This is a genomic window from Amycolatopsis sp. NPDC004625 (assembly GCF_040609695.1).
In the GTDB taxonomy this organism is placed as follows: domain Bacteria; phylum Actinomycetota; class Actinomycetes; order Mycobacteriales; family Pseudonocardiaceae; genus Amycolatopsis.
In genome coordinates this window covers 361,564-374,112 of sequence record NZ_JBEXKX010000001.1, presented here as the reverse complement: position 1 = coordinate 374,112, position 12,549 = coordinate 361,564, and the positions used below count along the sequence as shown (strand labels likewise).

The 12,549-nt window shown below is 72.1% G+C and carries 12 protein-coding genes; 8 read left to right on the top strand and 4 right to left on the bottom strand.

Features of this window, described 5'->3' with window-relative positions; all coding sequences use genetic code 11:
* Nucleotides 1–3 precede the first annotated feature (3 nt).
* Together ABZW17_RS01750 and ABZW17_RS01745 are read right to left on the bottom strand one after the other, a co-directional pair.
* Nucleotides 4–1,002, bottom strand: a complete 999-nt coding sequence (locus tag ABZW17_RS01750; RefSeq protein WP_354808567.1) for a Gfo/Idh/MocA family oxidoreductase — start codon at nucleotides 1,000–1,002, stop codon at nucleotides 4–6.
* Nucleotides 999–2,021, bottom strand: coding sequence for a LacI family DNA-binding transcriptional regulator (locus tag ABZW17_RS01745; RefSeq protein WP_354808565.1), 1,023 nt, complete (start codon nucleotides 2,019–2,021; stop codon nucleotides 999–1,001). Before ABZW17_RS01745 ends, ABZW17_RS01750 begins: the two co-directional genes overlap by 4 nt.
* A 113-nt stretch (nucleotides 2,022–2,134) precedes the next feature.
* Here ABZW17_RS01745 and ABZW17_RS01740 point away from each other — a divergent pair, with 113 nt between their 5' ends.
* Genes ABZW17_RS01740 through iolD form a run of 8 tightly spaced genes read left to right on the top strand, consistent with a single transcriptional unit; the run spans nucleotide 2,135 to nucleotide 10,375 of the window.
* Nucleotides 2,135–3,013, top strand: coding sequence for a TIM barrel protein (locus ABZW17_RS01740; RefSeq protein ID WP_354808563.1), 879 nt, complete (start codon nucleotides 2,135–2,137; stop codon nucleotides 3,011–3,013).
* A 24-nt stretch (nucleotides 3,014–3,037) separates the two neighbouring features.
* Nucleotides 3,038–4,036, top strand: a complete 999-nt coding sequence (locus ABZW17_RS01735; RefSeq protein ID WP_354808561.1) for a sugar ABC transporter substrate-binding protein — start codon at nucleotides 3,038–3,040, stop codon at nucleotides 4,034–4,036.
* A complete protein-coding gene (locus tag ABZW17_RS01730; RefSeq protein WP_354808559.1) occupies nucleotides 4,033–5,076 on the top strand; it encodes an ABC transporter permease in 1,044 nt (347 codons plus the stop codon). Before ABZW17_RS01735 ends, ABZW17_RS01730 begins: the two co-directional genes overlap by 4 nt.
* On the top strand, nucleotides 5,073–5,843 hold the full coding sequence (locus tag ABZW17_RS01725; RefSeq protein ID WP_354808557.1) for an ATP-binding cassette domain-containing protein: 771 nt from the start codon (nucleotides 5,073–5,075) through the stop codon (nucleotides 5,841–5,843). The genes ABZW17_RS01730 and ABZW17_RS01725 overlap by 4 nt, the downstream gene beginning before the upstream one ends.
* Nucleotides 5,840–6,769, top strand: coding sequence for a 5-dehydro-2-deoxygluconokinase (iolC, locus tag ABZW17_RS01720; RefSeq protein ID WP_354808555.1), 930 nt, complete (start codon nucleotides 5,840–5,842; stop codon nucleotides 6,767–6,769). The genes ABZW17_RS01725 and iolC overlap by 4 nt, the downstream gene beginning before the upstream one ends.
* Complete coding sequence (locus ABZW17_RS01715) at nucleotides 6,766–7,656, top strand: aldolase (RefSeq protein ID WP_354808553.1); 891 nt, start codon at nucleotides 6,766–6,768, stop codon at nucleotides 7,654–7,656. Before iolC ends, ABZW17_RS01715 begins: the two co-directional genes overlap by 4 nt.
* Nucleotides 7,653–8,543, top strand: coding sequence for a 5-deoxy-glucuronate isomerase (iolB, locus tag ABZW17_RS01710; RefSeq protein WP_354808551.1), 891 nt, complete (start codon nucleotides 7,653–7,655; stop codon nucleotides 8,541–8,543). The genes ABZW17_RS01715 and iolB overlap by 4 nt, the downstream gene beginning before the upstream one ends.
* Nucleotides 8,540–10,375 (top strand): 3D-(3,5/4)-trihydroxycyclohexane-1,2-dione acylhydrolase (decyclizing), encoded by a 1,836-nt coding sequence (gene iolD, locus ABZW17_RS01705; protein ID WP_354808549.1) that lies wholly within the window; start codon nucleotides 8,540–8,542, stop codon nucleotides 10,373–10,375. The genes iolB and iolD overlap by 4 nt, the downstream gene beginning before the upstream one ends.
* Here iolD and ABZW17_RS01700 read toward each other — a convergent pair.
* Both ABZW17_RS01700 and ABZW17_RS01695 read right to left on the bottom strand, forming a co-directional pair.
* Nucleotides 10,360–11,313, bottom strand: a complete 954-nt coding sequence (locus ABZW17_RS01700; RefSeq protein WP_354808547.1) for a hypothetical protein — start codon at nucleotides 11,311–11,313, stop codon at nucleotides 10,360–10,362. The two genes, iolD and ABZW17_RS01700, sit on opposite strands and share 16 nt — an antisense overlap.
* Complete coding sequence (locus tag ABZW17_RS01695) at nucleotides 11,310–12,539, bottom strand: MFS transporter (RefSeq protein ID WP_354808545.1); 1,230 nt, start codon at nucleotides 12,537–12,539, stop codon at nucleotides 11,310–11,312. The genes ABZW17_RS01700 and ABZW17_RS01695 overlap by 4 nt, the downstream gene beginning before the upstream one ends.
* Between the last annotated feature and the right edge of the window lie 10 nt (nucleotides 12,540–12,549).

The window sequence follows — 12,549 nt, the reverse complement described above, 5'->3', positions numbered from 1 at the left end:
GGCCTAGCGGCGGATCTCCGCCAGCTTCACCGGGCGCCGTTCCCGGCGGGACACCTCGCACGCCTCCGCGATGTAGAACGCCTCCAACGCGTCCGCCGCGCCGCAGGGTGACGGCGCCCGGCCCGTGACCACGTCCAGGAACGCCCGCAGCTCCGTCGTGTACGCCGGGCGGAAGCGCTCCATGAACCCGGGGTACGCCGGGCCCGGCAGGGGCGCGACGCCCGGCTCCACCGACCGCAGCGGCGCCCGGTCGTCCAGGCCCACGACCACGCCGGACACCGCGCCCAGCACGTCGAGGCGGACGTCGTAGCCCGCGCCGTTGTAGCGGGTCAGCGAGACCGTGGCCAGCGTTCCGTCGTCCAGGGTCAGCGTCGCCGCCGCCGTGTCGACGTCGCCCGCGTCGCGGAAGAAACGCTCGCCGCGGTTGGCGCCGATCGCGTAGACCTCGTCGACCTCGCGGCCGCTCACCCAGCGGATGATGTCGAAGTCGTGGACGCCGCAGTCGCGGAACAGCCCGCCCGAGTGCGCCACGTACTCCGCCGGCGGGGGCGCCGGGTCGAACGTCGTCGCCCGCAGCGTGTGCAGCCAGCCCAGCTCACCCGACGCGACCGCCGCCCGGGCCGCCGCGTAGCCCGCGTCGAACCGGCGCTGGAAGCCGATCTGGACCGGCACGTCCGACGCGCTGATCCGGTCGATCACCGCCAGCGTGCCCGGGATGTCCGCGGCCACCGGCTTTTCGCAGAACACCGGGATCCCCGCGTCGACCGCGGCGATGATCAGGCCCGGGTGCGCGTCCGTGGCCGCCGTGACGACCAGGCCGTCGAGACCCGCGGCGAACAGCTCGTCGAGGGAAGCCGATTCGACGCCGAGCTTCGCGGCCGCGGCCGCGGCCCGCGCGGTGTCGACGTCGGCCACGACGACCGACTCGACCTCCTCGAACCCCTTCAGCGTCTCCGCGTGCGCGGTCCCGATCCGGCCGGTGCCCGCCAGTCCCAACCTCATCGTGCAGCTCCTCCTGTTTGCGAGAACTCGGCGGTGGTCGCGCGGACCACCAGTGACGGGTGCAGCAGGTGCCGGACCGGCTCCGTACGCTCCCCGCGGACGCGCTCGATGAGCGCTTCGAAAGCCAGCCGCGCCATGTCCTTGCGCGGCTGGTCCACCGTGGTCAGGGAAAGGTGCCGCAGCGCGGCGAGCGAAGTGTTGTCGTAGCCGACGACCGAGACGTCCTCGGGCACCCGCAGCCCGGCCTCTTCGAGCGCCGAGATCGCGCCCACGGCGTTGAAGTCGTTGCCGGCGACCAAACCCGTCGGCAGCTCGCGGCGCTCGTACGTGGCGAGCAGCTCCCGCACGGCGTTCTCGCCGCCGATGTCGGTGTGCTCGCTGCGCACGACGACCGGCTCGAGACCGTGCTGCCGCATCGCCGACTCGAAGCCGCGCCGCCGCTGCGCCGCACCGGCCGCGCCGCCGCCGTCGAGGTGCGCGATGCGCCGGTGGCCGAGGCCGACCAGGTGGTCGACGGCCAGCGCCGAGCCCGCCTCGCCGTCGTCGTTCACCGTGTCCACTATGGACGAACGGATCGTCCGCGAGACCAGCACGACCGGGCACTGCTTGGCCGCGACCTGGATCGCCGACGCCGGGACGACCGGGGAGAGCAGGATGATTCCCGCCGGGCGGAAGGAAAGCAGGTTGTGCAGCGCGTTCCACTCGCGCGTGGGACTGCGGCCGCCGGTGTTGAGGACCAGGTCGAACCCCGCCACCTGCGCGGCGGTGTCCAGCTCTTCGACGATGTCGGCGAAGAAGGCGTTGCGCAGGTCGTTGACCATCACCCCGAGCACGGTGGACGTGCGGCTGGCCAGCGACCGCGCCATCACGTGCGGCTGGTAGCCGAGTTCTTCGGCCGCGCGCAGCACCGCCGCGCGCCGGGCGGCGGACACCTTCGGTGAATTGTTCATCACCAGCGAGACGAGCGCGCGGGAAACTCCCGCCCGCGCGGCGACGTCCTCCATGGTCGGACGCACCATCCCGCACCTCCCCTGAGCACCGGAAACTCGGCCTTGACTTTGCTGTGACGGACGCTACAAGATTAGAGCGCTCTAATCAATAGAGCGCTCCAACGGACCGACGGAGGCCCCTTGTGACAGCGACGATCCGCGTGGCCGCCGCCCCGATTTCCTGGGGCGTCTGCGAAGTCCCGGGCTGGGGCCGGGTCCTGGACGCGGCCACCGTGCTCGGCGAGATGGCGGCCCTCGGCGTCCAGGCCACCGAGCTGGGCCCGCCGGGGTACCTCCCCCGCGAGCCCGCCGCCCTGCGCGAGCTGCTCGCCGGGTACGACCTGACGCTCGTCGGCGGCTTCCTCGCCGTCGTCCTGCACGGAAACCAGGAGAACGCCCTCAAAGAAGCCGAAGAGTCGGCCGCGCTCTTCGCCGCGTGCGGGGGTGACGTCCTGGTCCTCGCCGCGGCGACGGGCCTCGACGGCTACGACGACCGGCCGCGGCTCACCGACACCGAATGGGCGACGCTCGTCAGCACGGCGGGCGGGATCCGGGACATCGCGGCCGGCCACGGCCTGCGCACGGTGCTGCACCCGCACGTCGGGACGCACGTGGAGCAGCAGGCCGAGGTCGAGCGCTTCCTCGCCGACTCCGATCTCGGGTTGTGCCTCGACACCGGGCACCTGATGATCGGCGGGACGGATCCGGTCGAGCTGGCGCAGCGGTATCCCGAACGGGTGAGGCACGTGCATCTCAAGGACGTCCGGGAAGACCTGGCGGCGCAGGTCCGCGCGGGCCGGCTCGGCTACACCGACGCGGTCGGGCGGGGCATGTACACCCCGCTCGGCGCGGGGGACGTGGACGTGGCGTCGATGGTGCGCTCCGTCCAGGCGGCCGGCTACGACGGCTGGTACGTCCTCGAACAGGACACCGCACTCGGCGCGGAGAGCCCCGACGACCTGCCCCGGCGGGACACCGAGCGCAGCCTGGCCCACCTCGCGAAGATCACCGACTCCCTCTGAAAACCTGGTCTCAAAGGAGCGACTGTGTTCTCACTCAAGAAGTTCGCCGGTGTGGCGGCGATCTCCGCCGCCGGGCTGGTCCTCGCCGCCTGCAGCGGCCCCACCGCCGACAACTCGAACAGCAGCAGCCCCAGCTCGGCCACCGTCGCGGCCCCCAACGCGGGCGGCCCGCTCAAGGTCGCCGTGGTGACGCACGGCAGCGCCGGTGACGCCTTCTGGAACGTCGTGAAGAACGGCGCCGAGCAGGCGGGCAAGGACCTGAACGTCGGCGTCGACTACTTCTCCGACGGCGACCCGGGCAACCAGGCGCGGCTGATCGACAACGCCGTGGCGCAGAAGGTCGGCGGCCTGGTCGTCTCGATGGCGAACCCGCAGGCCCTGCAGACGTCGATCCAGAACGCGGTGAAGGCCGGCATCCCGGTCATCACCATCAACTCCGGCGAGGACTTCAGCGCCCAGTTCGGCGCGATCGCGCACGTCGGGCAGAGCGAGGGCCTCGCGGGCCAGGGCGCCGGGCAGCGGCTCAAGGCGGCCGGCAAGACGAAGCTGCTGTGCGTCATCCACGAGGCCGGCAACATCGGCCAGAACCAGCGTTGCGACGGCGCGAAGCAGACCTTCGGCAACGTCACGACGCTGCAGGTCGACATCTCCAACCCGACCGACGCGCAGGCCCGCATCCGCGGCGCGCTGCAGTCGGACCCGTCGATCGACGCCGTGCTGGCGCTGAACTCGCAGGTCGCGGCCCGCGCGGTCGCCGCGGCGAAGGAAGCCAGCTCGAAGGCGCAGGTGGCGACCTTCGACCTCAACGCCGACGTCGTCGCGGGCATCAAGGACGGCAGCATCCTCTTCGCCGTCGACCAGCAGCAGTACGAGCAGGGCTACCTGCCGATCGTGTTCCTGAAGCTGTACAAGGAGAACGGCAACACCATCGGCGGCGGCAAGCCCGTCCAGACCGGCCCGGGCTTCGTCGACAAGGCCAACGTCGACACCATCGCCCCGTACGCGCAGCGCGGCACGCGATGACCGCAGCGATCCAGGCACAGCCCGACGAGCGCGTCGCCAAGAAGGGGCTGACCGACCGGCTGGTCGTCCGCCCCGAAATCGGCGCGCTCCTCGGCGCGGTGCTGGTCTTCGTCTTCTTCTCCGTGGTCACCGGCCAGTTCCTCAGCCCGCTGGGCGTGGCGACCTGGCTCGACGACTCCTCGACGCTGGGCATCATGGCCGTCGTGGTCGCGCTGCTCATGGTCGGCGGCGAATTCGACCTCTCGGCCGGCGTCATGACGGCGTCGACGTCGCTGGTCACGGCGATCCTGGCGACGCAGGCGGGCTGGAACGTCTGGCTCGCGCTGCTGGCGTCACTGGTGTTCGCGCTCGGCGTCGGCGCGTTCAACGGCTGGCTAGTGATGAAGACCGGGCTGCCCAGCTTCATCGTCACGCTGGGGTCGTTCCTGGCGTTGCAGGGGCTCAACCTCGGTGTGACGCGGCTGGTCACCAACACCGTCCAGGTCTCGGGCATGCGCTCGACCAGCGGTTACGAGTCGGCAGGCGGCCTGTTCGCCTCGACGTTCAGCATCGGCGGCACGGAGTTCCAGTCGTCGATCGTGTGGTGGATCGTCGTCACGGCGATCGCCGCGTGGCTGCTGGTGCGGACCCGGTTCGGCAACTGGATCTTCGCGGTCGGCGGGTCGCAGGTTTCGGCCCGCTCGGTCGGCGTGCCGGTGGTGCGCACGAAAATCCTGCTGTTCATGGGCACCGCGCTCGGCGCGTGGCTGGTCGGCTCGATCAACATCCTGCGCTTCGCCAGCGTGCAGGCCAACCAGGGCATCGGGCTGGAGTTCCAGTACATCATCGCCGCGGTGATCGGCGGCTGCCTGCTCACCGGCGGGTTCGGCTCGGCGGTGGGCGCGGCGATCGGCGCGCTGATCTTCGGCATGGCGCGGCAGGGCATCGTGTTCGCGCAGTGGAACAGCGACTGGTTCATGCTGTTCCTCGGCGTCATGCTGCTGGCCGCGGTCCTGGTCAACAACGCCTTCCGGCGCCGCGCGGAGAGGGTCCGCCGATGAGCTTGCTCGAGGTCAAGGACATCGGGAAGACGTACGGCAGCGTGATCGCGCTGCGCGATGTGTCCACTGTGGTCAACGCGGGCGAGGTCACCTGCGTGCTCGGCGACAACGGCGCCGGGAAGTCCACGCTGATCAAGATCCTCGCCGGGGTGCACCAGCACGACCGGGGCGAGTTCCTCGTCGAGGGCGAGCCCGTGAAGTTCGCCTCGCCGCGCGAGGCCCTCGACCGCGGTATCGCGACCGTGTACCAGGACCTCGCCGTGGTGCCCCTGATGAGCGTCTGGCGCAACTTCTTCCTCGGCTCGGAGCCGACCACCAAGTTCGGCATGCTCGACCGGAAGAAGGGCCGCGAGACGACCAAGAAGGCGTTGTCCGACATGGGCATCGACCTGCGAGACGTCGAGCAGCCGGTCGGGACGCTCTCGGGTGGCGAGCGCCAGTGCGTCGCCATCGCGCGCGCGGTGTACTTCGGCGCGAAGGTGCTGATCCTGGACGAGCCGACGGCGGCGCTGGGCGTCAAGCAGGCCGGGGTGGTGCTCAAGTACGTCGCCCAGGCGCGCGATCGCGGGCTCGGCGTCGTGCTGATCACGCACAACCCGCACCACGCCTACCCGGTCGCCGACCGGTTCCTGCTGCTCAAGCGGGGTGCGCCGCTCGGGTCGTACGAGAAGAAGGACATCGACATCAACGAGCTGACCCGGCAGATGGCGGGCGGTGCGGAACTGGAAGCTCTCAAACACGAGCTTCGGCAGGTGGAAAAAGCATGAACCTCGAAGCGCTGACGATCGGCCGGGTGGGGGTCGACCTCTACCCGGAGCAGAGCGGCGTCCCGCTGGCCGGCGTCAGCACGTTCGCCAAGTCGCTCGGCGGGACCGCGACCAACGTCGCGGTCGCCGCCGCCCGGCTCGGCCGGCGCACGGCGGTCCTCACCAAGGTCGGCCCGGACGGCTTCGGCGACTACGTCCGCCAAGCCCTCGCCGGCTTCGGCGTCTCACCGGAGTTCGTGGGTACTTCGCCGGACCTGCAGACGCCGGTGGTGTTCTGCGAGCTGAACCCGCCCGCGGACCCGCCGCTGCTGTTCTACCGCTCCCCCCTCGCCCCCGACCTGACGCTGACCGACGAAGACGTGCCGTGGGACGTCGTGGCGTCGGTGCCGCTGCTGTGGGTCACCGGCACCGGCGTGTCCGCGGAACCGGCCCGGACGACCCAGCGGAAGATCCTCGAGGCGCGGGGCCGCCGGGAGCACACCGTCCTGGACCTCGACTACCGGCCGATGTTCTGGCCGTCGGCCGAGCAGGCCCGGGAGGAGATCGGCGGGCTGCTCGACCACGTCACGGTGGCGGTCGGCAACCGCGCCGAGGTCGAGATCGCCGTCGGCACCGCGGACCCGGACACCGCCGCGGACCGCCTGCTCGAACGCGGGCTGCGGCTGGCCCTGATCAAGAAGGGCGCCGAAGGCGTGCTGGTGGCGACCCCGGACGGCCGGTCGACCGTGCCGCCGCAGCGCGTCGAGGTCGTCTGCGGGCTGGGCGCCGGCGACGGCTTCGGCGGGGCCCTGATCCACGGGCTGCTGTCGGGCTGGGTGCCGGAGCGCATCGCGGAGTACGCGAACGCGGCGGGCGCGCTGGTGGCGTCCCGGCTGGCCTGCGCCGACGCCATGCCGACCGCCGCCGAGATCGAGGAGCTGCTGTGATCCTCACCGACGAACGCTGGCGGGAACTCCTGCACGTCCGCGCCACGAACCCCGGCGCGGTCCGGCAGGCGTACGCGACCCGGCGACGGCGGTCGAAGCTGCTGTCCGACCAGGGCACGCTGTTCCTGGTCGCCGCCGACCACCCGGCACGAGGGGCGCTGGGTGTGGGCGAAGACCCGCTGGCCATGGCCGACCGGCGGACGCTGCTCGAACGGCTGCTCGTCGCGCTGGCCAACCCGGCGGTCGACGGCCTCCTCGGCACGCCGGACGTCGTCGAGGAACTCCTGCTGCTCGGTGCGCTGCACGACAAGGTCGTCTTCGGCTCGATGAACCGCGGCGGCCTGGCCGGCGCCGACTGGGAGATCGACGACCGGTTCACCGGCTACGACGCCCGCACGCTGGTCGACTGCGGGCTCGACGGCGGCAAGATGCTGCTGCGCCTGGTCGACTCCGACCCGGGCACGATCCCGACGCTGCAGGCCTGCGCCGACGCCGTCACCGAGCTGGCCGCGTACGGCCTGGTCGCCATGGTGGAGCCGCTCCCGTACCGCCGTTCGGACGGGAAACTGGTGCTGCAGCAGGATCCCGTGTCGCTCGCGCGAGCGGTTACGGTGGCCTCGGGGCTCGGCGTGACGTCGGCGCACACGTGGCTGAAGCTGCCGCCCACCGACTCGGCGGCCGTCCTGGGCGCCACCACGCTGCCGGTGGTGGTGCTCGGCGGCGTGCCGTCGGGCGACCCGGCCGCCGACCTGGCCTCGTGGGGCCGGACGCTGCGCCACGACGTCGTGCGCGGCCTGGTCGTCGGCCGCACCCTGCTCTACCCGCCGGGCGGTGACGTCGGTGCCGCCGTGGAAGCCGCCGCGAAGGTTCTGGAGGCCGCGAAGTGAGCAAGCTGCACCGTCCGTTCGGGACGCTGTCCGACGAGGCCGACCCGGTCCGGCTGACCCCGGACAGCGCGGGCTGGACCTACACCGGGCTGCGAGTGCTTTCCCTGGCCCCCGGTGCGACGCGTGTCCTGCACACCGGCGAATTCGAGGCGTTCGTGCTGCCCTTGGCCGGTTCGGCGACGGTCCGCGTCGACGGGGAGACCTTCGAGCTGACCGGGCGCTCCTCGGTCTTCACGCGCGTGACGGACTTCGCGTACGTCCCCCGCGAGGCCGAAGTCGAGTTGTCGACAACGGACGGTCTCGAGGTCGCGCTGCCGATGGCGCGCTGCACCCGGCGGCTCACCCCGCGGTACGGCCCCGCCGAGGGCGTCCCGGTGGAGGTGCGCGGCGCCGGGCAGGCGACGCGGCAGGTGACCAACTTCGGCGTGCCCGGGGTGTGGGAGCACGCGGACAAGCTGAACGCGTGCGAGCTGATCACGCCGGGCGGCAACTGGTCGTCGTACCCGCCGCACAAGCACGACGAAGCGACCGAATGCGAGGTCGTCAACGAGGAGATCTACTACTTCCGCATCGCCGGCCGCGACGGCGTCACGCCGTCGCGCGAAGGCTTCGGCCTGCACCGGACGTACACCGCGGACGGCGAGCTCGACGAGGACGTCGCCGTGCGCGACCACGACGTCTTCCTGATCCCGCGCGGCTACCACGGGCCGTGCGTGGCCGCGCCGGGCTACCCGTTGTACTACCTGAACGTCCTGGCCGGGCCGGCTCCGGAACGTTCGATGGCGTTCTGCGACGACCCCGCGCACGGCTGGGTCCGCGACACGTGGGCGTCGCAGGAGCTCGACCCGCGGTGCCCGGTGACGAACCACGAAGGACGTGTGCAGTGAAGCTGACGACGGCTCAGGCGCTGGTCCGCTGGATCCTCGCCCAGCGCTCGGAAACCCTGGACGGGCGCGAGGTCCCGCTGTTCCCCGGCGTGTTCGCGATCTTCGGGCACGGCAACGTCCTCGGCCTCGGCACGGCGCTGGAGGAACACCGCGGGGACATCCCGGTCTGGCGCGGGCACACCGAGCAGGGCATGGCGCTGGCTGCGGTCGGGTACGCGAAGGCCACGCACCGGCGTCAGGTCGGCGTGGTGACGTCCTCGATCGGGCCGGGCGCGCTCAACATGGTGACCGCGGCCGGCGTCGCCCACGCGAACCGGCTGCCGGTGCTGCTGCTGCCGGGCGACACGTTCACCACTCGCGCGCCGGACCCGGTGCTGCAGCAGATCGAGCCGTTCGGCGACGCGACCGCGACGGTGAACGACGCCTTCCGCGCGGTCTCGCGCTACTTCGACCGGATCACCCGGCCCGAACAGCTGATCTCGACGTTGCCGCAGGTCGCGCGAGTCCTCACGGACCCTGCCGACGCCGGTCCGGTGACCCTCGCCCTGCCGCAGGACGTCCAGGCGGAGACGTACGACTTCCCGGAGGCCCTGTTCGAGCCGGTGACGCACCGGCCGCTGCGCCCGCGTCCGGACCGGCGCTCGGCCACCGAGGCGGCCGGGCTCCTGCGTGCGGCTCACCGCCCGCTGCTGGTGCTGGGCGGCGGCGTCCGGTACTCCGGGGCCGGGCAGCGCGCGCTGGACTTCGCCGAACGGCACGGGATTCCGATCGTGGAGACGACGGCGGGCCGCACGCTGGTGCCGCACGAGCACCCCCTGCACGCAGGGCCGCTGGGCATCACGGGCTCGACGTCGGCGAACGTCGTCGCGGCTGCTGCCGACGTCGTGCTGGCGGTCGGGACCCGGCTGCAGGACTTCACGACGGCGTCCTGGACGGTCTTCTCCCCCGGCGTCCGGCTGGTGTCGCTCAACGCGGCCCGGTTCGACGCGGTGAAGCACGGGGCGCTGTCGGTGGTCGGGGACGCGGACGCGGGTCTGACGGATCTCGCGGCCCAGCTGGAGAGCTGGCGGGTGGACCCGTCATGGACGTCCCGGGCCGCGGCCGAGCGAGCCACCTGGGACGCGCACATCTCGTCGCTGCGGTCGGCCTCGGGCGAGCTCCCGTCCTACGCCCAGGTCGTCGGCGTGGTCAACGACCTGTCGGCGGCCGGCGACTACGTCATGACGGCGTCCGGCGGGCTGCCGGGCGAGCTGATCGGCGGCTGGCGCGGATCCGGCTCGGTCTCGATGGACGTCGAGTACGGCTTTTCGTGCATGGGTTACGAGCTGTCCGGTGCGTGGGGCGCGGCGATCGCCCACCCCGGTCTGGTCACCACGCTCCTGGGTGACGGCTCGTACCTGATGCTGAACTCGGAGCTGTTCTCGGCCGCCTTCGCCGGTCACCCGTTCGTCGCCGTCGTCTGCGACAACGACGGGTACGCCGTGATCGCGCGGCTGCAGGAGGGTCAGGGCGGGAAGCCGTTCAACAACTTCTACGCCGACTGCACGACTTCGCACGCTTCGCCGCCGCGGGTCGACTTCGCGCGTCACGCGGAATCGCTGGGGTGCGTGGTGTTCACTGCGTCCACAGTGGACTCTCTCCGTGGCGCGTACGCCTCGGCTCGCGAAGCGGCCGTCTCGGAGCAGCGTCCGGCGGTCGTCGTGGTGAAGACGCAGCCGTCGGCGTGGACCGAAGCCGGAGCGTGGTGGGAAGTCGGCGTGCCCGAGCACCTGGCCGGGAGGGACGGCTACGAGCGCGGGAAGGGCGGTCAGGTGCGTTACCTCGGATCCTGAGTGACGGCGGGCGACGCGGCCCCGGCGACCAGCTGCCGCGGTGCGCCGGAACCGTCCGCCGGGACCGCCCAGACGGCGTTGCCCAAGCCGTACAGGATCGTGCGGTCGTCCTGCCAGAGCGCTTGGTCGTCGACGCTGCGGGTCTCGGCGAGCTCGGTCTCTTTCAGGCTCGCGAGGTCCAGCACGGACAGCCGCCAGACGCCGTCGCCGACCTTCTTCTTGAAGGCGACCCGCCTGCCGTCCGGGGACAGCGACGGGCACTCGACGTTCTCGCGCAGGGTCTTCCCGCGGTAGCGCCCGTAGTCGGCCTCGACGAGGTACGTCTTGCCCTTGCTGCCGAGCGTGGCGTAGAAGCGGTTGCCGTCGGGGGCGAAGGTGATGCCCCAGTAGTTGACGTCGGCGGCGAAGTAGCGTTCGCCGTCCTTGAAGACCGGCAGTTCCTCGATCGTCTTGACCAGCCGGCCGGTCTCGACGTCGTAGAGGCCGGCGCGGGTCGAGAAGCCGGTCTCGGCGTAGGAGTCGCCCGTGACGAACAGCGTCCAGTAGACGTGCTTGCCGTCCGGGGAGACGCGGGCGCGGCTCGGGGTGCCCGGCAGGGTCTCGGTGTGGCGGACCGCGAGGTGGTCGTCGAGGACGAGGACGTCGGTGATCGCCGGGAGCGTGCCGGGCCGCACGGCCAGGCACACCGCCGTCTGCCTCGCCACCGCGAACCGGTCGCACTTCAAGCCGCTGAGCTGCGGTTTCGCCGTGGTTTCGCCGAGCGGGACGGCACCGACGCGGCCGGTGGCGGTGTCGCGGAACAGCAGCCGGCCGGGGGCCAGGGTCAGCGCGGCGGCGGGTTCGGCGGCCGCGGTGTCGTGCCGCGCGCTGACCGTGTACGTGACGGCGGCGGCGACCAGCAGGGCCGTGCCGGTGAGGGCGAGGACGAGTTTCTTCACGGGCGCACCGGTTTCGCGAAGGCGGCGGCTAGGGCGACGGCGGCCAGGCAGGCCGCGGCGACGAGCACCGCGGGCCGCAGGTCCCACAGCGTCCACGCCAGTCCGAACAGGACGGAGGAGAGCATCCGGGCCACGGCCTGGCCCGTCTGCACCACGGCCAGCCCGGTGGCGCGCAGGCCGGCCGGGACGAGCGGGCCGGCGGCGGCCATCAGGACGCCGTCGGTGGCCGCGTAGAACACGCCGTGCAGACCGAGCGCGACCACGGGAAGCGCCGCGTAAGCCGGGCCGCAGAGCAGCACCAGGGCCACGCACAGCGCCACGTGCCCGCCGAGGAACACCGGCCAGCGGCCGACGCGGTCGGCGAGCTTGCCGAGCGGCACGGCCAGCAGCAGGTAGACCCCGGCGGTGCCCAGGGGCAGCAGCGGGAAGTACGTCGCCGCGATCTCCCAGCGCCGCTGCAGGGCCAGGTAGACGAACGAGTCGCCGACCGTCACCAGGCCCAGCAGCGCCGCCCAGAGCGTCACGCGCCGGAAGTCCTGCTGCCGCAGGAGGCCGAGCGCGGACCGGGCGGACACCGCGGCCCGGTCGACCGCGCCGGGCCGGTCGCGGACGAACAGGGCGAGCAGCAGCACGGCGATCGCCGCGACGCAGAAGCTGGTGAAGAACACGCTGGTGTAGCTGCCGAGGCTCAGGGCGAGCACGGCCATGGCCACCAGCGGGCCGAGGAACGCGCCCACGGTGTCCATCGCCCGGTGCACCCCGAACGACCGGCCGAGGGTGGCCGGCTCGCTGGACAGCGAAATCAGCGCGTCGCGCGGGCCGGTGCGCAAACCCTTGCCGGTGCGGTCGGCGGCGAGCACGACGCCGATGGCCGCGACCGACGAACCGGCCGCGACCAGGCCGAGCTTGCACACCGCGGACAAGCCGTACCCGAACCCGGCGACGGCCTTGAGCCGCCGCCACCGGTCGGCGAGGTGCCCGCCGAGCACCCGCACGACCGCGGTCGCCCCGGCGTAGAGCCCGTCGAGCAGCCCGAACTGCAACGGGTTCAGGCCGAGGCCGAGCACCAGGTAGAGCGGGAGGACGGCGGTGACCATCTCCGAGGAGACGTCGGTGACCAGGCTGACCATCCCGAGCGCCAGCACGTTGGCGGACACGCGCTTCAGCGCCGGTTTGCGGTCGGTTCCCGAGGCCAGGTCCGAGGTACGGCTTGCCGCGATGTACATGCCCGGGCTC